Here is a 22,955-nt window from a genome sequence, read left to right as displayed (position 1 = left end):
ATAATTTGTTAATATATGCCCCGCAGAAAAACAGTAAAAAACCCCGCGAAAGCCCTTCCTTTGTGCTATACTAACATTAGCAGCTGATAAGGAGGTTCCCATGGCTGATTCTACTATCCCATCTTTCCTGCGGCCCACCAAGAAGTCTAGTCTCTTAGTGCTGGCCCTCTATACCTTTATTTTTAGCTTTTTGATGCCAGATGCTGGAAGCCTCTGGTCTGATTACGGCCAAATTTTAAGTAAACAAAGCTACCTAATGACCGACTTTACGGCCATGGGTATGGCGGCGACTTTCTTCAATGTGGCTTGCCATTTTGTCATTGCCTACTTTCTCATCTACACCAACACCCGGTCACGCCTTAATGGTCTGCAAGCGGCAGCCGCCGGTATCTTTGCTGGCCACGCCCTCTTCGGGACCCATGTCTTGAATATCCTACCTATTATTTATGGGGTCTACCTCTATAGTCGCTGGACCGGCCAATCCTTCGGTTCCTTGACCACGGTCAGCCTCTTCGCCACTTCGGCGGCGCCTTTTATCTCCTTCTGGGCCATCGCCCCTGGACTGTCCTGGTGGTCGCTAATTTTGGCAGCCCTGATTGGGACTGGCGTTGGCTTTATCTCGGCGCCTTTGGCTGAGCAATACCTCAAGTTCCACCAAGGCTTTAACCTCTATAACTTTGGCTTCGCCATGGGTATCATCGCCATGTTCGGGACCATTAGCTTCCGCTACTTCAAGCTGGAGGCTCCTAGCCTCAGCATCCTCAATCAAGAGCATCATGGCCTCTTAGTCCTCTATCTACTGGGCATCTTGCTAGGGCTCTTTGGCCTAGCAGCCTTCAAGTGGACAGAAGTCAAGACCAACTATGGCAAACTCTTGCGCCGGGCCGGGCGGACACCGGATGACTTCCTGGCTCACTTTGGCTTCGGGACAGCCGCCTTCAATATGGCCCTTAACGGTAGCCTCTACTTGCTGCTGGCCCTGGCCTTGGGTGTCCAATTCAATGGCCCTATCCTAGGGGGCATCTTAGGGGTCATGGGCTTCTCCGCCTTCGGTAAGCACCCACGTAACTGCCTGCCTATCTCAGCCGGCATTCTGCTAGCTGCCTTATTGCTAGGCCAAGATCCCGCCCAATCCACCGTTTGGGTGCCTATCTTATTCGGGACCACCCTAGCTCCAATTGCTGGACATTATGGCATCATTTATGGTGCAGTCGCAGGCTTTTTGCATTATAATGTAGTGAGTATGGTCTTTAGCTTACACGCAGGCATGAGCCTCTATAACAACGGCTTTGCGGGTGGCTTTGTCGCCGCCTTCCTGGTACCCATCTATGATACCCTGCGCAGCAACCATCACGCCTATGATGATTAGAAGGAGCCCCCTATGAATATCGAAAAACACAAAGCAACGCGTATTATGAAGGAGATTGTCTCCTATTTCTTAGACAATGGCCTCAATGATTTTAACCTAGACTTTAAGGCTAGCAACCAAGTCATTGAAATGACCGTCCAAGCGCCCTGTCAGGCCGAACCCGCTAGCTTCCAAGAGCTACTCAAGGATCTGCAAAGCCCGCGGGAGATCGAAGTGGACGAATACTTCAATGCCCTCCTGGGTAGTCACTGCACCGGCCATGACTACAGCTTCCTGGGTAAGGCCATTGATGAAGCCCAGGGTGGCTTCCAAGACGGCGTCTTGACCCTTACCATCAGACGTTACAAAATCAAATAATTTAGTCACTAGTAGAAAGGATTGTTTCCCCCATGGAATTTCTCCGCATGCCAGCTTATCAACTCTTCTTACATCCGATTACGGGTGGTGCCATCTGGGGCTATGTGCTCGCCATGATTTATCTGCGCTATGTCCGTCGCTTCCCACAATACAAGCCGCACTTCTACAGTGCCTTGGCTATCTTGATTTATGTGGCACCTCTCTTCTTAACCCAGCACATCAGCATCACTCATGGTGTGACCTGCGGATTGGCCTATGTCCTGACCCGTCTCTATGACTATGACCGGTCACAAGTTGCTAGATAAATAGACATGAGCCCCCTTGGGGGCTCTTTTTTTGTGGCTAGCCTGATAAGATTTGAGGCAAAAATATTTTGGGGCATTTTAGCTTTATCTCAAGATTTTTTGGCTATCTATTGATATGGCGGCAGTTATAGGTATCTTTATAAACTTCTTGGTTTTCAGTTTTTTGATGCGAGTTGTGGTTAACCACAACTCGATGCCAAATATTGATTAGCAAGATTGTGCGAGTTTAGGGGTCGGCGTCTATCAGCCCTGAGGGGCTTTGGGCTTTGACTCTAAAGTAGTTAGCTGGCAGCGCCAGGCTTCCGCCTGGCTAGGCCATTTTCAGCAAAAATTATTTTGGCCATTCTACATTTCTAGCCATATTATTCCGATAAACATTGATAGCACAGCAATAATAGACACAACCATCACTTTCTTGCTTTTCAGTATCTTTATGCGAGTTCGGGTTAACCCGAACTCGACGTAAAATGTTGAAAAGCAAGATAATTAAATTCTCGGTGTTTGTGGCGAGAACTCGTGATTGTCTTTCGGCATTAAAACCTAAAGTGGGTATTTGGAGCTGGACCGGCTCTAGCCTGGCTAGGCCAGTCTTCCAACAGATTTCTCTCCGTCCGACCCCTCTTTTGTCCCAAACATGAGCCTTGTCTCCGCTAAAAAATACTTGGGATAGTTTAAGTTTCTCAATGTTTTCTACACTTCCATATTGAGATACAGGCAACGGTGCCTTTGCCTATGACTTTCTTGCTTTTCAAGATTACCCACCCAGTTCGGGTTAACCCGAACTGGGCCTAAAATATTGAAAAGCAAGATGACGACACACCGCCCTCCAGTCTCCTAGAAATCGTCCCTTTTCTTTCCTTGAAGGTCCTGAATCTTCAAGGTATAATGATAGAGACACTGATAGAAAGGAATCGCATGCTATGATTCTACTACAAGCCAATGACCTGGCTCGGCGCTTTGCCGATGACACCCTCTATGAAGGGGTCTCCTTCAATATCCAAACTCAAGACCGTATTGCCCTAGTTGGCCGTAATGGGGCCGGCAAGTCCACCCTGATTAAGCAAATCATGGGCGAGGAGCCTATCTCGGACGGTTCCATCACCAAGGCCAAGGGCCTAAAAATCGGCTACCTGGCCCAACATGTTCGGACCGAATGGAATGACAGCCTATCCATCTGGGATACCATGTTAGCGGTCTTCCAGGAGACTTTGGCCCTGCGCCAGACAGCTGAAGAGGCCGCCATGCGACTAGCTGAGCTGTCAGACGACACCCAAGCGCCAGCCTACCAGGCTGCCTTGGAGCGTTACGACCAACTCCAGGAAGCCCTAACCCAACGCAATGCCTATGCCATTGAGTCCGATATCCGGACGGTCTTACATGGTTTTCGTTTCTACGAAACTGACTATGCCACACCGGTCAGCCAATTGTCTGGGGGACAACGGACCCGCCTGGCCCTGGCTCGCATCCTACTCATGGACTATGACCTACTGATTCTGGACGAGCCGACCAACCACTTAGACATGACTACCCTAGCCTGGTTAGAAACTTACCTGACTGGCTACAAGGGCGCCCTTCTCCTGGTTTCCCACGACCGTTATTTCCTGGATAAGGTGGTCAACCAGGTCCTAGAACTGCGCCATCATCGTCTCCACACCTACAAGGGCAATTACAGCTACTATGTGGAAGAGAAGGCTCTGCGTCTGGCGGCTGAAGAGAAGGCCTATGCCGCCCAACAAGCCACCATTCAAAAACTCGAAGACTTCGTCCAACGCAACCTGGTGCGGGCTTCAACGACCAAACGGGCCCAAAGTCGCCGCAAGCAGTTGGAGAAAATGGACCGCCTAGACAAGCCTAAGCAAGACAAGCAGGCGCCCCGCATCCAGTTCCTGGCCGCCAAGGACTCTGGTGAAGATGTCCTCGCCGTCGACCATTTGGCGGTGGGCTATGAGGCAACGCCTGTCGCCCAGGACCTCAACCTCCATGTCCGACGCCAAGAAGCCATCGCCCTAGTGGGACCTAACGGGGTCGGCAAGACCACCCTGCTCAAGACCCTGATTGGCCAGCTGCCTGCCCTGGCAGGGACCTATCGCTTTGGTGCGGGCGTCCAAATCGGCTACTACGACCAGAACCTGGTCTTGCCTGACGAGAACTTGACCGTCTTAGAAACTCTCTGGCTGGCTCATGACACCACCGACGAGAAGGTCATTCGAACCATTTTAGGTAGCTTCCTCTTCTCGGGCGATGATGTCCTCAAGAAGGTCGCCATGCTGAGCGGGGGCGAGAAGGCCCGGCTCAGTCTAGCCCTGCTAGCCACCGAGCACGACAACACCCTGATTCTGGACGAACCGACCAACCACTTGGATATTGACAGCAAGGAAGTTCTGGAAGATGCCTTGATTGCCTTCGATGGCACCCTACTCTTCGTCTCCCACGACCGCTATTTCATCAACCGATTGGCGACGCAAGTAGTTGAAGTCACCCCGCAAGGCGTCAAGACCTACCTAGGCGACTATGACTACTATCAAGAGAAGAAGGCCGAAGAAGCCTTAATTGCCCAGAGCCAAGCTAGCGAGGCAAGCACTGAACCTAAGGCGACCAATTCAGCTAATCCGGCCCAACAAGACTATCAAGCCATGAAAGAAGCCAAGCGTCAACGCCGCCGCTTAGAAGAAGCCGTGGATCAGGCAGACGCCAGCCACGCCCAATGGGAAGCACGCATCGCCCAACTCCACTCCCAGATGGAGACGGCTGCCTTGGCCAATGACCAGAGCCAGCTAGCCCAGCTCCACCAAGACCTGCAAGAGGCTGAAGCTGCCCAACTTGAGGCCTTAGAAGCCTGGGAAAGCGCCAGCCTGGCCTTGGAAGACTTTCTAGCCTAAGTTTAGCATTTGCCCAATATATCATATATGATATATCGGGAAATCAAAAAGGCACTGAGACTTAAATCTCAGTGCCTTTTTTTCATTGGCTTAAATCGATTTAGTGGCCCTTAGTACGCAAACTTTGGCCCTCAAGAAGAAAAAAATAGCCCAGCTTATAAGAATAAGCCAGGCTTAGCATTGAGGGTCAGTGGACTAAAGTTTTTTTGTAAATAAAGCGGATAGGCGGCCGCCCCAATCATGGCCGCATTGTCTCCACAGAGGGATAGAGGCGGAATCAGAACTTCAAGCTCAGGATAGCGACTGGCCAATTCTTGACTAAGCCGTTTGCGGAGCCCACTGTTGGCAGCCACACCCCCGGCTAGAATAAATTGCTTAACTGGATATTGCGCCAAAGCCTTGAGGGTCTTACCCACCAAGACATCGACAACCGCATTCTGGAAGCTAGTAGCCAAATCAGCTGTCACCAGCTCCTGGCCTCTCTGCTTGGCATTATGCACCAGGTTCATGACCGCGCTCTTCATACCACTGAAGCTGAAGTCCAAGTTATCTTCTTGCAGCATGGCCCGTGGTACTGGATAGGTGTCCTGACCCTGATGGGCCAAGGCATCCACATGCTTGCCGGCCGGATAAGGCAGGCCCAGCAAGCGCCCCACCTTATCATAGGCTTCGCCGACCGCATCATCCTGGGTCTCCCCCACGACTTGATAGCTTGCATGCTCAGGCATATAAACCAACTCGGTATGGCCGCCTGAAGCAATCAGGGCCAGCAGCGGAAAGGCTAGTGGCTGCCCGATTTGACTGGCATAGATGTGGCCGGCCAAATGATTGACCGCAATCAAAGGCTTGTCATGGACCAAGGCCAAGGTCTTGGCGGCCGTAATCCCGACTAAGAGGGCGCCGACTAGGCCCGGCCCCTGGGTCACCGCAATGGCATCAATGTCCTGCCAAGTGACGCCTGCTTGTTCTAGGGCCAGACGGGTGACCTGACTGATTTGTTCCACATGGTGGCGGCTGGCTACCTCTGGCACCACCCCGCCAAAGCGGATATGGCTTTGGACCTGGGAAGCCACTACATTGGCTAAGATGGTCTGGCCGTCTTCGACAATGGCCACACTGGTCTCATCGCAAGACGATTCAAAGGCCATAATCCGAACTTTTTGACTCATGAAGGCTCTCCCTCCTTTTCTGATCGACTTAGTAATTTTTGCATAATGACCGCGTCATCCACCGGATTTTGATAGTAACGCGGCCGAACGATTAAGGTTTCAAAGCCGGTCTGCTGGTAGAGGCCCAAGGCCGCTGCATTAGCCTGTCGCACTTCCAAGAAGACATGGCGAATGCCCCGATGGGCCAGTTGATTTAAGACGAAGTCTAGGAGTTGGCGCCCCAGGCCTTGGCCCCGTAAGTCGGGTTGGATATAGACTAGGTTAAGGGTGGCTTCATCCAAGACATGGTGTAATCCGACATAGCCTAGGACTTGATCATGGTCTAGCAGCAGGTAATACTCGGCCTGGTCCAGTTGGAAGTCGTCCCGACTCTGAGCCTCATTCCAGTGCAAGGCCTGATTGCCTTCAATAATGACCTGACGGAAGGCCTCGGGTAGCTGGGCGCCGGTGAAGGGCACCACCTGATAATGTTTACTGTCCATGCCGACACCTCCTATTGCTGACAGTCATAGACCATGAAGAGGGCATCCTCCTGCATGGTGTGGTAGTAGTTGGGCACTAGGCGCTCAATTTCAAAGCCTAGCCCCTGGTAAAGGGTTTGAGCGGCCTGATTAGTCGCCCGAACCTCTAAGGTCACCCGCCGACTACCGATTTGGCCGACGCAACGACACCAGCGTTGCACCAGGCGGCGGGCATAGCCCTGGCGCCGAAAGCGCGGGTGGATGAAGAGATGGCTGATGTGGGCGGTCTTTTGCTGGCAACGGCCCGAAATCAGGCCCTGAATATGGCCATCGATTTCTAGCACCCAGTAGATGGCGTAGAGATTATAGCGGAAGTCGGTCCGGAAATCCTTGAGGGTCCAGGCCAGAAAGCCGTCGTAGCAGAGCTCTTCCAGGGCCACTAGCTCAGGCAAATCCTCTTCGACTAATTGACGTAAGTAAGCCCCCGCGCCCAAGGGCTGGGGCGGGAACTGGCTGATGTCAAGCGCCGCATGACGCTTTGGTGGCGTCTGACTCGCTTCTTCAGGCTTGCGGCCTAGCACCCGCTCCTGCCAGAACTCACGAATAATAGTGGATAAGTGCTGCATTGTCGACACTGGTGCCTCCTTCTTTGGCTAGCCATTCCTGTTCCGCCAGGGTCAAATGGCCATAAACAGGCTCCAAGAGGGCCGGCTCTGCCACCCGCTCATGGGCGACTTGCTGGAACTTGTCGGTATGAGGATAGGCGGCCCAACCTTCCACCGTCTTAAGGCTGACATCTGGCAAGGCTTGGCCAAAGGCCTCAGCGAAAGGCGCCAGATTCTGGCCAATCATCACGACTTGAGCTCCGGTCTGCAAATGTTGGCGGGCTTTAGAGCTCAGCCAAGTCTGCCAATCGGCATGGCAATCCCCTGCCACCGCCACCAGCCCCTGGTCTGTCTGCTGATAGAGGGCGGTGTAGGCTGACAAGCGGCGGGCATCCATGAGGGGAATAATGTAGTCTCCCACTTGAACGCTGGCTTGCGCTGCTAGCAGGGCCAGGGAAGACATCTGATAGAGGGCTAGATCCAGACTGTCCGCCCAGGTTTTAGCCAGGGTCACCCCAATCCGCACGCCAGTATAGGAGCCGGGCCCTACCCCCACATAGAGGCTATCCACGGCTTGGCGGTCCACATTGCAATCCTCCAGCAACTGGGCCACAACCGGCACCAAACGCTCCCCGTGCTGTTTGCCTGCCGCTAAGCTGGTATGCCCTAGCACCCGGTCTGCATCATCTATGACTGTCACTGACAGTGCCTCCGTCGCCGTATCTAATGCAAGCTTGGCCATGCCGCTCGCCTCCTTCTCTGATTTATCACCTATCTATTTTAACACAATGTGACCAGCAACTGAAGAGGCCAACTGGACTCTGTGCTGTCTTTCTAACATTCTTTCCCTAGCCCTTTAGTCGACTTCTAGGACCTGAGACCTGTTCTTAGTCAATAAAGCTTATTGTCGTTCTAACCTACCTATGGTATGATGGCATTAATTAAGATGCCGATAGTAAGGGGACATAAAATGAAGAGGAAAAAATATCTTGTTTGGCTCGATTTTATCTTATTAGCCCTATTCTTGGCCCTAGTCGCCACTTTTTATATCAAACACCAAGAAAAGCAAGCTGCCGTACAAACAGAAATCAGTCAAACACTACATAGTCCCGCTGTACACACGGAGATTGAAGGTTTCTTGCTCAAAGAAGACAAGCAAGCCCTAACGAGTATGGGGAAAATTCAATCCTACGAGATTGACTACTCATCTGCTCAACCAAATCCTATGGGCGGAATCATATTTAACGTCTATATTAATGGAGACCGAGATATCTATGTAAACTTCAACCTGTCGAAACATACGAATAGGGAGGACTCTTCTCAATCCTCTGAAAATAGATTTAGCTATAGCGTATCCATCTCAGAACAATTCCAACAGTTAGTAGGCAAATAATAAGAAAAAGCGTTGGAGCCCTCAGGCTACCAACGCTTTTTTTATCTACTCAATCAATAGACTGGCTTATTTTACTTGTGCTGCTAAGGCATCGTGAACAAATTGTACTTCGGTCCCGATAATGACTTGCACGTTCTTTTTGTTGAGGACACGTGTTGCAACAGCACCGGTAGATTTGATCTTAGCTTCGTCAACCTTGCTAGTGTCAGCTAGGGTTAAACGTAAGCGAGTAGCACAGTGGTCAGTTGCTTCAATGTTGTCCTTGCCACCTAAACCTTCAATTAATAAAGGAATGTTGAAGTCGCTAGCTTTAACGGTCATGTTAGGATCATTTTCAGTAGACTCGTCATCTTCACGACCTGGTGTAGTCAAGTTGAATTTCTTGATTAAGAAGTCGAAGACCAAGAAGTAAACAACGAACATTACCACACCTAAGACAATCAAGAGCCACGGATTGTTAGCCATTGGCAAGCGGCTAGTTAAGATAAAGTCAATCAAACCAGCACTGAAGTTGAAGCCTGCAGTGGCATGTAACAAGGCTGCAATTGTCAAGGATACCCCTGTTAAGACAGCGTGCACTAAGTAAAGAACAGGTGCTAAGAACATGAAGGCGAATTCAAGTGGCTCGGTAATCCCGGTTAAGAAGGAAGCCAAGACAGCTGCTACTAAGAGGGCTGATACAGCTTTTTTCTTGCTGTCTTTGGCGTTGCGGTACATTGCCAAAGCGGCCCCTGGTAAACCAAACATCATGACTGGGAAGAAACCAGCTTGGTACATACCAGTTTGACCTAGAACACCAGTGTTACCCCAGAAGTTCCCGATATCGTTAATCCCAGCTACGTCGAACCAGAATACAGCGTTGAGGGCATGGTGTAAACCAACTGGAATCAAGAGACGGTTGAAGAAACCATAGATACCAGCACCGATAGCACCCAAGCCAACAAATGACTTACCAAAGGCAACTAAAGCACTGAAGACTGCTGGCCATACGAAGAGCAAGACAAGGGCAGCAAGTGATGCTACAAGACCTGCCATGATTGGCGCAGAACGACGACCGCTGAAGAAACCTAGAGCGGTTGGTAATTTAACATCTTTGAAACGGTTGTACATTTCCCCACCGATGATCCCTGATAAGATCCCGATGAAGGCGTTAGTGCTCTTAGAGAAAGCCAAAGCCACTTCTTCTGGTTTTACCCCTTGTAATTGAGCCACAACATCCTTAGATAGAATAGTCGTGATAATTAAGAAGGCTACCAAACCACTGAGACCGGCTGCCCCGTTCTTATCTTTGGCTAAACCAACAGCCAAACCAACGGCGAATAAGAGCGGAATTTTATCGATTAAGACTAAACCTGCTTGAATCAAGAAGACTGCTACTGGGTTAGTCCCGGTTTGGCCTGGAACACCTAGACCAGCAGGGCTAATCCAGTAACCAATCCCCATTAAAATGGAAGCCACTGGTAAAATGGCAACAGGTAGCATCAAAGAGCGACCCATTTTTTGTAAATATGACATCATTGTTTTTTCCTACTTTCTATCTATCTTAATACTGATTGTCCCATACGGAAATAAGTATGCCGCTTCCCTCTAATTGCTAGCGACAAGGCCAGAATATTCTCTGGATCTGGCATGCGTCCGTAGGAACCATCGCCAATGTGATGAATATCTGTACCCACGCGTTTGTTGGCTAGCGCAAATTCGCGAATGGTCCCACTATCGGCACTTTCCTGACTGGTGCCAATGGTTGAGATAACTAAACCGCCCAAGTCCTTGACCTGATCGGCAATCCGCGCCACCTGGTCTTCTCTGACTCCTGGCACGGTCCCCACACTTGGAATCAAGACGCCATCTGCACCTGCTGCCATATAGGCTAACAAATGCGCTTCAGAGACCACCTTCTCGCCGGTCCCGGCACTGTGCATCTTACCTGCAAAGACCAGTCCCTTGAAATGCTGCTTAGCTAGCCGCACCGTGGCTTCAATGGCTTGATGACTAACCCCTGTCGAAGGGTTACCCGTCAAGACCAAGAAATCAAATCCCTCTCGGTTAGCGGCTTGGAAGTTCTCTACGGTGGCACGTCGGCCCTCCGGTAGGTCAATCCAATCTTCTAGCGCTTCAGCACTTGGGTCAACCGGTTCTAAGTTCAAGCCCATAGGTCTACCGGTTAATTCCTTGAGGTAGGCAATGGGCGCGTCCATTGCAGGCAAACTATGGATAAATTTGGTGGATAGATCATATTCATTCAATAATAGCATATCCGCACTAAATGCCCGCATCATCTCCGCATTGCTCACCCCTTCAATTAGCGGCGCCTTGGTGACTACTGTTTCCGCCAAGATAATACGGCCTTCGCTGGCCTTAATGGCTTGTTTTAGTTCCGCGGCTGTCAAAGTTTTGACCTCACTGGCTGTGCAAGACAACAAACGTTTATGAGCCATGCTTCTCCTCCTTTCCAGATATTTTTAAACGCATTCATTCATACGTCTTGCCTTCATTATAGTCCTGAAACCCCTTAATGTAAAGCCTTTCTGCCCTAAATCCAGCATATCACTAATTGAGATAAATTTCAGCTTAATTTTGACTATCATTCTTAAAGGCAACACTTGGGCGATAAAACTATAAGCTATCTAATCCGCACTATTATGACACTTTTTTGTCTAGTCCAATTACAAAAATAAGGTTAGGACAAAATCCTAACCTTATGGGCTTATTGATTAAATTGGCTTTGATAGAGCTCGTAGTAGAAGCCCTTGGCTGCCAAGAGACTGTCGTGATTGCCTTGTTCTACAATCTGGCCATCACGTAAGACCAGAATCTTATCGGCTTCCTGAATGGTTGACAGACGATGGGCAATGACGAAGCTGGTCCGGCCCTCCATCAAGCGACTCATGGCCTTCTGAATGAGGAGCTCCAGACGGGTATCCACTGACGAGGTGGCCTCGTCCAGAATCAGAATCTTAGGATCTGCCAGCAAGGCCCGGGCGATTGTCAGCAGTTGCTTCTGCCCCAAGGAGATATTGCTGGATTCCTGGTTCATCTTCATATTGTAACCACCCGGCAAGGTCCGAATAAAGTGGTCTACGTTGGCGGCCTTGGCTGCTTCCACGATTTGTTCGTCAGTAGCGTTTAAGTTACCGAAACGCAGATTTTCCTTAATGGTCCCTTCATAGAGCCAAGCATCCTGGAGCACCATACCAAACTGCTGGCGCAATTCCTGACGTGGCAAGTCCCGGATATCCAGGCCATCTACTAGAATAGCCCCCTGGGTCACATCATAGAAGCGCATGAGCAAGTTAATCAGGGTTGTCTTACCAGCACCCGTTGGCCCGACAATGGCAATCATTTGGCCTGGTTCAACTTCTAGGTTGAAGTTACGAATCAAAGGCTTATCTTCCTGGTAGTGGAAGGCCACGTCCTGGAAGCTGACCCGTCCGGTCAACGGCCCTGCCAAATGAGCCTTAGCACTCACCACTTCTTCGGGCGCATCCATCAATTCTATAATCCGGTCCAGGGAAGACTTAGCTGACTGCAAAGCACCGGTCAACTGGGTGATCGTCTGAATAGGTTGGTTGACCTGCCAGACATACTGGACGAAGGCTTGCAGGTTCCCGATAGTCAGCACCCCTTGCAAGACAGCCAAGCCCCCTAGCAGCGCTAGGAGCAAGTAGGTCATATGAGAGATGAAGCCTACCAGCGGCATGACCATAGAAGACATGATAGTGGCCTTAAAGCCTACTTGTTGTAGGTTGCGGGTAATATCATAGAATTCCTGGGTGGATTGTTCTTCCCGGCCATAGAGCTTGATGACATTGAAACCCGTTAGGTTCTCCTGGACAAAGCCATAGAGGCGACCTAAGGCGTCGGCCTGGCCCTTGAAATAAGGCTGAGATAGAACCAGGACCTTCTTAGCCACCCAATAAGAAAGGGGCATGGAAATGATAACCACTAGGGCGAGGGTAACATTGAGCCAAATCATCATGGCAATCACCAAACCAAGGGTGAAGACGGCATTGACAATTTGGAGCAGGCTCTGTTGCAAGGCATTAGAAACGGACTCCACATCACCGGTCATACGGCCCAAGAGGTCACCAAATTGATGTTGGTCCACATAGGAGACCGGCAGGCGGTTGAGCTTCTGATTCATGGCCTGACGCAGATCCCGAGTAGTCCCTTGGACGGCATTAGTGATGGCCACGTTGGCTAGGTAGGAAGACACCTGATAGGTCAAACCACGGAAGAAGTAGATGACCAGAATCCAGCCAATATAGGCGTAATTAAGGCTAGCGCCCGGCACCTTTTGCAGGATGGCCACACTACCCCGCGAGATTTCTGTCAGGGCCAAACCCCAAATGAAGGGTTCCAAGACGGAGGCAATGTCGCTCACAATGGTCAAGAGGATTGCCCAGAAATAAGACAAGCCATAAGGCTTCATATAAGGCAGGAGGCGCTTGATACTGGATACTTTTTTATTCATCTTACATGGCCTCCTCATCTAGACTGGCTTGCTTAAGCTGAGAATTGGCGATATCACGGTAAATCTCGTTGCTAGCCATTAATTCTTGGTGGGTCCCGCGACCCACGATTTCACCCTTGTTGAGGACGATGATTTGGTCAGCATTCATAATGGTCCCCACGCGCTGAGCCACGATCAAGACGGCGGCCTCTTGGGTCACTTCCTTGAGTCGCTTACGCAGTTGGGCGTCAGTCTTATAGTCCAGGGCCGAGAAGGAATCGTCGAAGATATAGATATCAGGACGCTTGACTACGGCACGGGCAATAGACAAGCGTTGCTTCTGACCCCCTGACAGGTTGCTGCCACCCTCTTCCAGGAAGGCTTCATAGCGTTCTGATCGGCTATGAATAAATTCCCGCGCCTGGGAGATATCGCTGGCCTTCTCCAACTCGCCTTCGCTGGCATTCCATTTACCATAGCGCAAGTTCTCGCCGATAGTCCCGGTAAAGAGCAGGGACTTCTGCGGGATAAAACCAATCTTCTGGCGCAAGGCCTTGAGGTTGTAGTCGCGGACATCGACGCCATCCACCAGAATCTTACCTAAGGTGACATCATAGAAGCGCGGAATGAGTTGCACCAGAGAGGACTTACCACTCCCGGTCGACCCGATAAAAGCGATGGTCTGGCCAGGCTTAACTTCAAAGCTAATATTATGAAGAACCGGGCTCTCCGTCTCACCTGGATAGGCAAAGGTCACATTCTCGAAGCTTAGATAACCTCGCGTTTCCGTCTCGGTCACCCCATCCGGATTTGGATCAATAGAAATGGGTAGATCCATGACCTCCTGCAGCCGGGCTGCCGATACAGCCGTCCGCGGATACATCATGAAGAGGTTGGCGAAGAGCATGAAGGAGAAGAGAGCATGGAAGGCATACTCTACAAAGGCTACCAGATTCCCCACTTGGAGCGAACCCTGAGCGATTGGCTCCAAGGCAAACCAAACAATGGCCACAATCATCCAAATCAAGATATGGACGAAGAGTGGGTTGGCCCAGCCCATTAATTTGAAGAGACGGGCTGAGGTCTCGGTATAGGATTGGTTTTGCTCATCGAAGCGTTTCTCTTGGAAATCCTCGCGCGCAAAGGCCCGGATAACTCGCAAACCGGATAGGTTCTCACGGGCATACTGGTTAATCTTATCCAGCGTCTTCTGTTGTTGCTTAGACAGGGGCGTCGATTTTCTGGCCAAAAACCAGATGGACATGGCTAGCGGTGGCACCGCCAATAAAATCAACCAAGCCAGGGACGGGCTGGTTACCAGAATCATGACCATGGAAGATGCTATCATAAAGGGGGTAATCATCCCCAGACGCAGACTTTGGTCGGCAAACTGCATGAGCGCGAAGGCATCCGAAGTTATCCGGGTTACCAAACTGGAAATCCCAATCTGCTCATATTCATGGTGGGAGAACTGCTGGATTTTGTCATAAAGATCATTACGCATCTCCCGAATCATCTCGGTCGTCAGCTTGCTGGCGGTGTAGGAGAGCAGGATACGCCCCGCCACCCCGGCCAGAATCAAGAGGAACATGATGACAGACCAGTAGTAGAGTCGGCTGGCATCGTGAGGTAGGATGGCTTCATCTACCATCCGGGCTAGGATGGTTGGCAGGCCCAAGTTAACTAAGACAAAGAAAAAAGCCCCTAAGAAATCTAGAAACAAGAGCTTGGGATGCTTGCGTAAATAACGCCAAATGTACTGCATATAGAACCTCCTTTTTGTTGTTGATTGATTAAAATTCAAAAAATAGAGGCATCGACCGACCGGTCCTGCCTCCATTTATCTGCTTAATCCGCTTCTTATAAAGCTTTCTTAGCTTGTTCTACTAAAGCAGTGAATGCTGCTGCATCGTGAACTGCTAAGTCAGCCAACATTTTACGGTTCACTTCAACGCCAGCTTTCTTCAAGCCGTTCATTAAGACGCTGTAGCTGATCCCGTTCATACGAGCTGCCGCGTTGATACGGGTAATCCATAAACGACGGAAGTCACGTTTTTTCTGACGACGGTCACGGTAAGCATACATGTAAGATTTCATTACTTGTTGCTTAGCGGTCTTGAATAAGAGATGTTTGGCACCGTAGTAACCTTTAGCTAATTTTAATGTACGTTTACGACGTTGACGGGTAACGTATCCACCTTTAACACGTGGCATAGTAAATTCCTCCTTGGTTCTTCTCTAGTATTATAATTGCGAAATTTGTTGTTTAATACGTTTGTAGTCTGAATTAGATACTAAGTCAGCTTGACGTAATTGACGACGTTGTTTCTTAGTTTTACCATGGAAACGGTGGCTAGTGAAAGCGTGTGAACGTTTCAATTTACCTGAACCAGTCTTCTTAACGCGTTTTGCTAAACCGCGGTGTGTTTTTTGTTTTGGCATGGGAATTCCTCCTATAAAAAGATTAGTCTTGTTGCGCCACTTGGGCTAATGGGGCTAGCACGATGAACATGCTGCGACCTTCCATTTTTGGTCGAGCTTCAACCGTTGACACATGGCTTGTGTCATCAATGAAGTCTTCCAATACGTCTTGACCCAATTCCTTGTGGGTGATGGCCCGCCCGCGGAAACGAATGCTGGCTTTGACCTTGTCACCGTGTTCGAGGAACTTGATGGCCTGGCGTAATTTGGTTTGGTAATCATGGTCTTCGATACCAGGAGAAAGACGAACTTCTTTGACGGTTACAATCTTCTGATTCTTACGTTGTTCCTTTTCCTTCTTCTGCATCTCATAACGGTATTTACCGTAGTCCATAATCCGAGCAACAGGTGGCTTGGCATTTGGTGAGACAAGTACTAGGTCAAGTCCGAAAGATTCTGCAATAGTGAGCGCATCATTAAGTGATTTGACTCCGATTTGTTCACCATTGTCTCCAATCACACGTAATTCACGTGCGCGGATATCTTCGTTAATGATCATTTCTTTAACGATGGTAGTCCACCTCCAGTTAGATTTCGAGCCTTACAAGAAAAAAACTAGCTTGTGTACACAAACTAGCCGCTACTTATCCCCGCACCGAAGCGCAAAGGAAATTCTCTATCGGCCAAGCACCTAAGGGGATTGGCGAGAAACGGCTGGTTTCTACTTGTTTTACTCAACTACGATAGTATAGCACAGCTTAGACCGGGATGCAAGGGGAAATTTTTTGTTTTTGCCGGCTTCTTAGTTAGGTTGTGGGGCGCGGGCGCGTGACTTTTCGGAGCTTTTGGCTAGGTTGCTGTACTTTTCTGAGGAGCTAGTGGTCCACAACTTTTCCTAGCTTTTGACCCGGTTTTGGCTCTTTCCCAGGGAGCTAGTGGTCCACTTTGAAGAGTGGACCACTGGCTCAAGGCTTTTCGGAGCTTTTGACCCCTTTTCGGCGCTTTCCCAGGAAGCTAGTGGTCCACTCGACGGAGTGGCCCACTGGCTCACGCCACACTAGATCTTGCGAAACTTTGGCCTAGTTTTGGCTGTCAAAGTTGCCTTGTCTAGACCGGGCATTGGCACAGTTTAGCTAAGCTGTTTTAGCTATAGAGCAGGCGCCAACCAAGTTAGCACCCTAACACCTCAAGGAACAGGCAGAAACACTATATATAGTTGTGGAACAAGTTTATAAACACTATATATAGTGTGAAGTATATTGACTTTACACCTAGACTAGGGTAGCATAGGCTTTGAGGTGATAAGTATGAATCCACAAATTAGAGCGGCCCAAGATATTCAAGCTGCAGTTGACCGCCTGCACCAACAGGAGTCAAGTATTGTTAACGAGAATGCCAACAAGGATAGCCAAGTCTACAACACCCAACGAGACTTGACTGCCAGGCATCGTTGCTAAAGCCATCGGCATTGGCATGTTGCCGGAAGCAGTCGCCCTAGCCCATTTGAACGGCGACTTGCACTATCATGATTTAGACTACCATCCCTACCAGCCTATGACCAACTGCTGCCTGATTGATTTCAAAACCATGTTCAAGCTAGGCTTCAAGATTGGCAATGCAGAAGTCGATTCCCCTAAATCCATCCAGACCGCCACCGCCCAAATGGCGCAGATCATTGCCAACGTGGCGTCTAGCCAGTACGGGGGTTGCAGTGCCGACCGTATTGACGAGGTGCTGGCGCCTTACGCCCAACTCAACTACGAGAAGCATCTCAAGCTGGCGGAAGATTGGATCCCCGACACCACCCAACACCATGACTTTGCTACGGCTCGGACTAAGAAAGACATCTATGACGCCATGCAGAGTCTGGAGTACGAGATTAACACCCTCTATACCTCTCAAGGCCAGACGCCCTTTACTACCTTGGGTTTCGGCCTGGGAACTTCCTGGATTGAACGCGAAATCCAACGCGCCATCCTTAAGGTTCGTCTGGGCGGTATTGGCAAAGAGAAAAGAACGGCTATCTTCCCTAAGCTAGTCTTCTCCCTTAAGCGCGGCGTCAACCTAGCTCCCAAAGACCCCAACTATGACATCAAGGAGCTAGCCGTCCGTTGCGCCACCAAGCGCATGTATCCCGACGTCCTCATGTATGACAAGCTAGTCGAGCTGACTGGTAGCTTCAAGGCGCCTATGGGCTGTCGCTCCTTCCTGCAAGGTTGGTGGGACGAGCATGGTCAGGAAATCAATGCCGGCCGTATGAACCTGGGCGTGGTGACCCTTAACCTACCCCGGATTGCCCTCGAGAGCCAAACTCTGGATGAGTTCTGGCAGCACTTAGAAGCCAAATTAGAGATAGCTCGTCAGGCCCTCTGCTACCGCATCGAGCGGGTCAAGGAGGCCAAACCTTTCAATGCGCCTATCCTCTATCAACACGGGGCTTTCGGTCGCAAGTTGAGTCGTGACGGCAAGGTCGACGACCTCTTCCGCGACAAGCGGGCCACCATCTCCCTAGGCTACATCGGCCTCTATGAAGTGGCTACCCGCTTCTTCGGTCCCGACTGGGAGACGGATCAAGAGGCCAAAGCCTTTACTATCGACATTGTCAAAAAGCTCTACCAACACACCCAAGACTGGGGCAATCAATACGGCTACCACTTCTCCGTCTACGCGACGCCGAGCGAGAGCCTGACTGATCGCTTCTGTCGTCTGGATTTAGAGCGCTTTGGCTCGGTGCCCGACATCACGGACAAGGGCTACTATATGAATAGCTTCCACTACGATGTCCGCAAGAAGCCGACGCCTTTTGAGAAGATTGATTTTGAAGCGGCCTATCCGCCTTATTCTTCAGGTGGTTTCATCCACTACTGCGAGTACCCTAATATGGTTCAGAATCCTAAGGCTCTGGAAGCCGTCTGGGACTTCGCCTATGACCGGGTCGGCTATCTGGGCACCAATACACCAATTGATAAATGTTTTGAATGTGGCTACGAAGGGGACTTTAACCCGACCGAACGGGGCTTCGAGTGTCCTTACTGCAAGAACCGCAATCCCGAGACCTGCGACGTGGTCAAGCGGACCTGTGGTTACCTAGGCAACCCTCAGGCTAGACCTATGGTGGCTGGGCGTCACAAGGAAATTGTGGCCCGGCAGAAACACCTGACCATCCGCATTAAGTCCTCCGACAAAGGCCCGGACCCAGCTGACGACAAGGAGGTCTAGCCATGGCCATTCCTGAGACGACTACCAAGGTGGCCGACTACAAGCCCTATAACTTCGTGGACGGCGAAGGCGTTCGTTGCAGCCTCTATGTCAGTGGCTGCCACTTCGCCTGCCCGGGTTGCTACAACAAGGTGGCCCAGAACTTCAACTACGGCACTCCCTACACAGAGGAACTTAAGGAAAGAATCCTGTCCGACCTAGGCGCCAGCTACTGTCAAGGCCTGACCCTACTGGGCGGCGAACCCTTTCTCCATACGGCAGTCCTGATTGACCTCTGCCAGGAAGTCAGACGGCGCTATGGCCACAGCAAGGATATCTGGTCCTGGACAGGCTATGACTGGGAGGAACTCATGCAGGAGACGCCGGACAAGTTGGAACTCCTGTCCTATGTCGATATTCTGGTCGACGGTCGTTTCATTCAAGAACAGTTAGACCTGACCCTGCAATTCCGGGGTAGCCGCAACCAGCGCATCATCGACGTCCCCCAGTCCCTGGCGACCGGCCAGGTTGTCATCTGGGACAAGTTAATCCGCTAAACACTAGACGATTTTTTGAAAGCACCCCATAAGTTGGATTTTAATTGTCCAACTTATGGGGTGCTTTTCATTTGATTGACTGTTTCTCAAGTCCTTATCTTCCATTATAGAAACTGGGATTTTTTAACCCTTAATATTATAGTTTAATGCAGAGTGTCGCGATATAGTCATTTCCATAATGTGATAATCTATTTCTTTTATCGCATGATTCATAAAAATCGATCATGGCGAGACCATTTTTAAGTTGTCCTCTAATCTGACTTTCTAAGGTATGGCTAAATTCATAGCCATATGCTGGATCTATGGTTATTTTGCCTTCCGCTTCAAGCTCTTTTGAATTAAAAGGTAGTGCAAACTTCAAAAGTAATTCCTCATCGGGTTTGTCCCATACAACGTCCGCATCATACATGTAGATCCAAGGATTCATAAATCCGACCATTAAGAGCCCACCCTTTTTCAATACTCGAGCGGCTTCTTTATACATGTTTTCTAAATCTTCTATATATACATTTGAAACTGGATTAAAAATAATATCAAAAGTTTCATCTTCAAATGGAAATGCTTTTGTCATATCGCCTTGAAGAGTGTTGATTTTTAAGCCTTCTCTTTTAGCAACCATCTCGTCTCTTTCTAATTGTGATTTAGAAAAATCCATGATGGTGACATCATAACCTTTGACAGCAAAAACTGGCCCCTGCTGGCCACCACCACAAGCTAAACCTAATATCTTTTTCCCCTTGGCTTTTTCAAACCATTCTGTCGGAACTTTTTTCCCAACAGTTAAGGCAACAGAAATTGGATGCTTTCTAGCTTCTTCTAATGCTTCATGTGTCAATGGCTCAGTATAGGCATTTTTTACCTTATTCCATCGATCTTCATTTAATTTTATATAATTGTTCATCTTCTGATCTCCTCGTTATTTTGTGCTATTTCGACTTAAGCATTAGATCCTTTTCCCCTGTCTATAGATCACGCCTGTTCAATTCATATTCTGCAAGCCTGGCTAGTCCATCGCTTTTTTAATTATCTTATCGGTGTTGGGCGTTGAGCCAGTGGAAGACATCCTGATAGGACTGGCCGGCCACTTGGACCTGGGCCTTGCCACCGCCGCTGGCATTATCGGCCTCAAAACCACTCAAGCCTGGGCTTTGGCGAATGACTTCTGGGTCTTGCACGCCCTGGACCTGCTGATTGAAGAAGGGAATCCAGGAGAAATGGCCGGAATAGCGCATCTTAGGCAAGTCTTGACCTTGCACCGATTGGAAGAGGGACAGCCAGATATTCTGCCCACCCGCATCGACTAGGTCCTTGTAAATCGGCAAGACATAGGCATTGGCTGGCACGGTCGGGTCATCCAGGCTATGGACAAACCAAATGGCCTGATCCTTGAGGGCAGCCACCTTGTCCTGGTCGAACCATACTCGCTGAGTCGGCGCATAGGCTTGAATACTGCCCCGTTTCTTAGGGTCTTTGATCAGATAGTGACCGTTGTCCAGGCGCTGGAATTCATAGTAGGAATAGGCCGTTGCCTGGGGCACCAAGCCGGCAAAGTAGTCCGGATAGTGCAGGGCCATGTTGAGCGTCATATAGCCCCCGTTGGAGCAACCCATGAGATGCACCCGATGCGGATCAATCTGGGGATGACTGTCCACGTAGTCCCGAATAACCTGCATGAGGGACTCGGTGTAGCGGGAATGACCCGCCCCCGGCCCATTCAGCCCGTCACCCTCGTCCATCCAGTAGGTCGGCGTCTGCACTGCCAGGACATAGGCGCCCTTAAGCTCGGGCTGGTCAGTCGCCGTAAAAATTTCTTGAACTTGCGGTCGACTGAGAGCCGTCACCTCATTGCCTAGCAGGGCAATGCGAGGATCCTCGCCCCCTTCGGCTTGGCCATGCAACCAAATCAAAAGCGGAAACTTGGCCTGGGACTGGTCCTTGGTAGCTGCCGGCTCAAAGGCTCCATAGTGTAGGGTCTGGCTCTCCTCTTGGCCAGTCAGGGGATTGGTCACCCCGTCTACCTGGACTTGCTCAAATTGATAGCCCGCTAAGTCCGGCAGCTCCAGATGGGGCAGGGCGTCATAGTCTGCCAAGTGAACCTGGGCCGACTTGCCCTCTTGGGTCGTCACCTGCACTGGCCCTACAGCAATGAGATAGCTAGCCTGCCATTGACTAATCAACCGCTCCTGGTTGTAGCCAAAGAGACTACCTAAATCCCAAGAGTCCACCACCAAGTCCAAGGCCAGCCATTGACTGGCTTGTCCCTCTGGCAAGGCCTGGCCCTGCTCGTCGGCTAGATAGAGGGCACTCACTTGGCGCGCTTTGCCTTGAGTGGTGACCTCTAGCTGGGCATCAGGATCCACTGCCGTCACGGCTTGACTGAGCTGAAGGACGATTTTATTAACGGCCGGGCCAAACTCATAGCCCTGGGCCTGAATCTTGGCTTGAACCACCTGCACCTGGTCCGAATCTGCCTGGGCTCGCGCCGCTTGGCTAGTCCACCAGCCCCTAATGACTAATAAGGCACCTAGGCAACCCGCTAGCAGGGACCACCAGTATTTGGCTTTCTTCATGACGACAACCTCCCTTTTGTCTCCTATTCTAGCAGAAAAGCCCGACCCACGCAAAAGCCCCCTTACCAGCCAGTAAGGGGGACTTGATTCTTGATTTAGTCTACTTTGGCTGCCAATTGCAAGGCCAGGCCGATGACATGGTGCATGTCATAGTAGCGGTAGTGGCCCAAACGTCCGGCGAAGGTCACCTGTGGCAGGGACTTAGCCAAGTCAGTATAGGCTTGATAGAGCTTGGTGTTGCGCTCATCATTAATTGGATAGTAAGGCTCATCCCCTCGTGACCAGTTGGCTGGATATTCACGCGTTACCACGGTTTGTGGCTGGCTGCCATACTCGAAGTGTTTGTGCTCAATAATCCGGGTGTAAGGCGTCTCGCGGTCGGTATAGTTAACTACCGCATTGCCTTGATAGTTGGCCTGGTCCAAGACCTCGGTCTCGAAGCGCAAGCTACGGTATTCCAATTCACCCAACTCATAGTCGAAGAACTGGTCGATCATACCCGTGTAGAAAATCTTAGGAAAGGCCGCCAAATAGTGGTCCTTGTCTGCAAAGAAGTCTGTCTCTAGGCGCACTTCAATGTTAGGATGATCCAACATCTTCTCCACAATCTGGGTATAGCCCCCGATTGGAATGCCTTGGTAGCGGTCATTGAAGTAGTTGTTGTCATAGGTCATGCGGACTGGCAAGCGGCGAATGATGAAGGCTGGCAATTCAGTGGCTGCCTTGCCCCATTGCTTCTCGGTATAGCCCTTAATCAGTTTCTCGTAGATATCGCGCCCTACAAGGGACAGGGCTTGCTCTTCCAAGTTGCTTGGCGTCTTGCCTGCCACTTCAGCCCGCTGTTCTTCAATTTTGGCGGCCGCTTCTTCCGGCGTCACCACACCCCAGAGCTTGTTGAAGGTGTTCATATTGAAGGGCAGGTTGTAGATTTCCCCGTGATAATTGGCGATTGGCGTATTGATATACTGGTTGAATTCCGCAAATTGGTTGACATAATCCCAAACGGCCTTGTCGTTAGTATGGAAAATGTGGGCGCCAAATTTGTGAACTTGAATGCCCGCGATTTCTTCCGTATAGATATTGCCCGCCACGTGGTCGCGCTTCTCAATAACTAGGACGCGCTTGCCTTTCTTGGCAATTTCATGGGCAAAGGTAGCGCCAAAGAGGCCGGCACCTACCACTAGATAATCATATGTTTGTGTCATAAGTTTCTCCTTT

At 50.2% G+C, this 22,955-nt stretch carries 20 protein-coding genes and 1 pseudogene; 7 read left to right on the top strand and 14 right to left on the bottom strand.

What is annotated here, in order from left to right; all coding sequences use genetic code 11:
• The first annotated feature begins 100 nt into the window (after positions 1–100).
• The 4 genes from ACO53F_RS07495 to ACO53F_RS07480 all read left to right on the top strand — a co-directional run bounded on the left by ACO53F_RS07495 (position 101) and on the right by ACO53F_RS07480 (position 4,910).
• Complete coding sequence (locus tag ACO53F_RS07495; protein ID WP_485137930.1) at positions 101–1,369, top strand: DUF1576 domain-containing protein; 1,269 nt, start codon at positions 101–103, stop codon at positions 1,367–1,369.
• Positions 1,370–1,381: 12 nt separating this feature from the next.
• Complete coding sequence (locus ACO53F_RS07490; protein ID WP_303823148.1) at positions 1,382–1,726, top strand: hypothetical protein; 345 nt, start codon at positions 1,382–1,384, stop codon at positions 1,724–1,726.
• A gap of 32 nt (positions 1,727–1,758) precedes the next feature.
• Positions 1,759–2,031: a hypothetical protein gene (locus ACO53F_RS07485; protein ID WP_485137929.1), complete on the top strand. Its 273-nt coding sequence runs from the start codon at positions 1,759–1,761 to the stop codon at positions 2,029–2,031.
• A 920-nt stretch (positions 2,032–2,951) separates the two neighbouring features.
• Complete coding sequence (locus tag ACO53F_RS07480) at positions 2,952–4,910, top strand: ABC-F family ATP-binding cassette domain-containing protein (RefSeq protein WP_485137928.1); 1,959 nt, start codon at positions 2,952–2,954, stop codon at positions 4,908–4,910.
• A 155-nt stretch (positions 4,911–5,065) separates the two neighbouring features.
• Here ACO53F_RS07480 and tsaD read toward each other — a convergent pair whose 3' ends face one another.
• Genes tsaD through tsaB form a run of 4 tightly spaced genes read right to left on the bottom strand, consistent with a single transcriptional unit; the run spans position 5,066 to position 7,887 of the window.
• Positions 5,066–6,079, bottom strand: a complete 1,014-nt coding sequence (tsaD, locus tag ACO53F_RS07475; protein WP_485137927.1) for a tRNA (adenosine(37)-N6)-threonylcarbamoyltransferase complex transferase subunit TsaD — start codon at positions 6,077–6,079, stop codon at positions 5,066–5,068.
• Complete coding sequence (gene rimI, locus ACO53F_RS07470) at positions 6,076–6,561, bottom strand: ribosomal protein S18-alanine N-acetyltransferase (protein WP_485137926.1); 486 nt, start codon at positions 6,559–6,561, stop codon at positions 6,076–6,078. Before rimI (ACO53F_RS07470) ends, tsaD begins: the two co-directional genes overlap by 4 nt.
• Before the next feature lie 11 nt (positions 6,562–6,572).
• Positions 6,573–7,166, bottom strand: coding sequence for a ribosomal protein S18-alanine N-acetyltransferase (gene rimI / locus ACO53F_RS07465; protein ID WP_485137972.1), 594 nt, complete (start codon positions 7,164–7,166; stop codon positions 6,573–6,575).
• Complete coding sequence (gene tsaB, locus ACO53F_RS07460; protein ID WP_485137925.1) at positions 7,138–7,887, bottom strand: tRNA (adenosine(37)-N6)-threonylcarbamoyltransferase complex dimerization subunit type 1 TsaB; 750 nt, start codon at positions 7,885–7,887, stop codon at positions 7,138–7,140. The genes rimI (ACO53F_RS07465) and tsaB overlap by 29 nt, the downstream gene beginning before the upstream one ends.
• Before the next feature lie 228 nt (positions 7,888–8,115).
• On the opposite strand from tsaB, the gene ACO53F_RS07455 reads away from it, so the two are divergent.
• On the top strand, positions 8,116–8,538 hold the full coding sequence (locus ACO53F_RS07455; protein WP_485137924.1) for a DUF1310 family protein: 423 nt from the start codon (positions 8,116–8,118) through the stop codon (positions 8,536–8,538).
• Positions 8,539–8,604: 66 nt separating this feature from the next.
• On the opposite strand, the gene nagE is transcribed toward ACO53F_RS07455, so the two are convergent.
• From nagE to infC, 7 genes are all read right to left on the bottom strand, one after another.
• A complete protein-coding gene (nagE, locus tag ACO53F_RS07450) occupies positions 8,605–10,053 on the bottom strand; it encodes an N-acetylglucosamine-specific PTS transporter subunit IIBC (RefSeq protein ID WP_485137923.1) in 1,449 nt (482 codons plus the stop codon).
• Positions 10,054–10,076: 23 nt separating this feature from the next.
• Entirely contained in the window at positions 10,077–10,976 is a 900-nt protein-coding gene (locus tag ACO53F_RS07445) for a DUF7916 family protein (protein ID WP_268445384.1), read from the bottom strand.
• Positions 10,977–11,245: 269 nt separating this feature from the next.
• The gene (locus ACO53F_RS07440) at positions 11,246–13,012 is read right to left on the bottom strand and encodes an ABC transporter ATP-binding protein (protein WP_485137922.1); all 1,767 of its coding nucleotides are present in this window, start codon (positions 13,010–13,012) and stop codon (positions 11,246–11,248) included.
• 1 nt (position 13,013) lies between these two features.
• Entirely contained in the window at positions 13,014–14,756 is a 1,743-nt protein-coding gene (locus ACO53F_RS07435; protein ID WP_485137921.1) for an ABC transporter ATP-binding protein, read from the bottom strand.
• Positions 14,757–14,851: 95 nt separating this feature from the next.
• Positions 14,852–15,205, bottom strand: a complete 354-nt coding sequence (rplT, locus tag ACO53F_RS07430; protein WP_023392342.1) for a 50S ribosomal protein L20 — start codon at positions 15,203–15,205, stop codon at positions 14,852–14,854.
• Positions 15,206–15,235: 30 nt separating this feature from the next.
• On the bottom strand, positions 15,236–15,433 hold the full coding sequence (gene rpmI / locus ACO53F_RS07425) for a 50S ribosomal protein L35 (protein ID WP_023392343.1): 198 nt from the start codon (positions 15,431–15,433) through the stop codon (positions 15,236–15,238).
• A 22-nt stretch (positions 15,434–15,455) separates the two neighbouring features.
• On the bottom strand, positions 15,456–15,971 hold the full coding sequence (gene infC / locus ACO53F_RS07420) for a translation initiation factor IF-3 (protein ID WP_485137920.1): 516 nt from the start codon (positions 15,969–15,971) through the stop codon (positions 15,456–15,458).
• 817 nt (positions 15,972–16,788) lie between these two features.
• On the opposite strand from infC, the pseudogene nrdD reads away from it, so the two are divergent.
• Together nrdD and nrdG are read left to right on the top strand one after the other, a co-directional pair.
• Positions 16,789–18,631 (top strand): annotated as a pseudogene (gene nrdD, locus ACO53F_RS07415) (anaerobic ribonucleoside-triphosphate reductase); the annotation flags it as partial.
• 2 nt (positions 18,632–18,633) lie between these two features.
• Positions 18,634–19,167, top strand: a complete 534-nt coding sequence (gene nrdG, locus ACO53F_RS07410; protein ID WP_291427719.1) for an anaerobic ribonucleoside-triphosphate reductase activating protein — start codon at positions 18,634–18,636, stop codon at positions 19,165–19,167.
• Positions 19,168–19,303: 136 nt separating this feature from the next.
• Here the strand turns inward: nrdG and ACO53F_RS07405 are convergent, their stop codons facing one another.
• The 3 genes from ACO53F_RS07405 to glf form a co-directional block, all read right to left on the bottom strand.
• Positions 19,304–20,068, bottom strand: a complete 765-nt coding sequence (locus ACO53F_RS07405) for a class I SAM-dependent methyltransferase (protein WP_485137919.1) — start codon at positions 20,066–20,068, stop codon at positions 19,304–19,306.
• Between the two features lie 127 nt (positions 20,069–20,195).
• Entirely contained in the window at positions 20,196–21,737 is a 1,542-nt protein-coding gene (locus ACO53F_RS07400) for a prolyl oligopeptidase family serine peptidase (protein WP_485137918.1), read from the bottom strand.
• Positions 21,738–21,832: 95 nt separating this feature from the next.
• Entirely contained in the window at positions 21,833–22,942 is a 1,110-nt protein-coding gene (gene glf / locus ACO53F_RS07395; protein WP_303886667.1) for a UDP-galactopyranose mutase, read from the bottom strand.
• Between the last annotated feature and the right edge of the window lie 13 nt (positions 22,943–22,955).

The sequence above is a fragment of the Abiotrophia sp. genome, assembly GCF_057275535.1.
Note: the sequence above shows the minus strand (reverse complement) of the source record. Positions and strands in the feature narration are given on the sequence as shown.

Excerpts from the sequence above, each read along its gene's own strand:
- ACO53F_RS07495 (WP_485137930.1), top strand. The coding sequence starts at position 101 with ATGGCTGATTCTACTATCCCATCTTTCCTGCGGCCCACCAAGAAGTCT.
- ACO53F_RS07490 (WP_303823148.1), top strand. The coding sequence starts at position 1,382 with ATGAATATCGAAAAACACAAAGCAACGCGTATTATGAAGGAGATTGTC.
- ACO53F_RS07485 (WP_485137929.1), top strand. The coding sequence starts at position 1,759 with ATGGAATTTCTCCGCATGCCAGCTTATCAACTCTTCTTACATCCGATT.
- ACO53F_RS07480 (WP_485137928.1), top strand. The coding sequence starts at position 2,952 with ATGATTCTACTACAAGCCAATGACCTGGCTCGGCGCTTTGCCGATGAC.
- tsaD (WP_485137927.1), bottom strand. The coding sequence starts at position 6,079 with ATGAGTCAAAAAGTTCGGATTATGGCCTTTGAATCGTCTTGCGATGAG.
- rimI (WP_485137926.1), bottom strand. The coding sequence starts at position 6,561 with ATGGACAGTAAACATTATCAGGTGGTGCCCTTCACCGGCGCCCAGCTA.
- rimI (WP_485137972.1), bottom strand. The coding sequence starts at position 7,166 with ATGCAGCACTTATCCACTATTATTCGTGAGTTCTGGCAGGAGCGGGTG.
- tsaB (WP_485137925.1), bottom strand. The coding sequence starts at position 7,887 with ATGGCCAAGCTTGCATTAGATACGGCGACGGAGGCACTGTCAGTGACA.
- ACO53F_RS07455 (WP_485137924.1), top strand. The coding sequence starts at position 8,116 with ATGAAGAGGAAAAAATATCTTGTTTGGCTCGATTTTATCTTATTAGCC.
- nagE (WP_485137923.1), bottom strand. The coding sequence starts at position 10,053 with ATGTCATATTTACAAAAAATGGGTCGCTCTTTGATGCTACCTGTTGCC.
- ACO53F_RS07445 (WP_268445384.1), bottom strand. The coding sequence starts at position 10,976 with ATGGCTCATAAACGTTTGTTGTCTTGCACAGCCAGTGAGGTCAAAACT.
- ACO53F_RS07440 (WP_485137922.1), bottom strand. The coding sequence starts at position 13,012 with ATGAATAAAAAAGTATCCAGTATCAAGCGCCTCCTGCCTTATATGAAG.
- ACO53F_RS07435 (WP_485137921.1), bottom strand. The coding sequence starts at position 14,756 with ATGCAGTACATTTGGCGTTATTTACGCAAGCATCCCAAGCTCTTGTTT.
- rplT (WP_023392342.1), bottom strand. The coding sequence starts at position 15,205 with ATGCCACGTGTTAAAGGTGGATACGTTACCCGTCAACGTCGTAAACGT.
- rpmI (WP_023392343.1), bottom strand. The coding sequence starts at position 15,433 with ATGCCAAAACAAAAAACACACCGCGGTTTAGCAAAACGCGTTAAGAAG.
- infC (WP_485137920.1), bottom strand. The coding sequence starts at position 15,971 with ATGATCATTAACGAAGATATCCGCGCACGTGAATTACGTGTGATTGGA.
- nrdG (WP_291427719.1), top strand. The coding sequence starts at position 18,634 with ATGGCCATTCCTGAGACGACTACCAAGGTGGCCGACTACAAGCCCTAT.
- ACO53F_RS07405 (WP_485137919.1), bottom strand. The coding sequence starts at position 20,068 with ATGAACAATTATATAAAATTAAATGAAGATCGATGGAATAAGGTAAAA.
- ACO53F_RS07400 (WP_485137918.1), bottom strand. The coding sequence starts at position 21,737 with ATGAAGAAAGCCAAATACTGGTGGTCCCTGCTAGCGGGTTGCCTAGGT.
- glf (WP_303886667.1), bottom strand. The coding sequence starts at position 22,942 with ATGACACAAACATATGATTATCTAGTGGTAGGTGCCGGCCTCTTTGGC.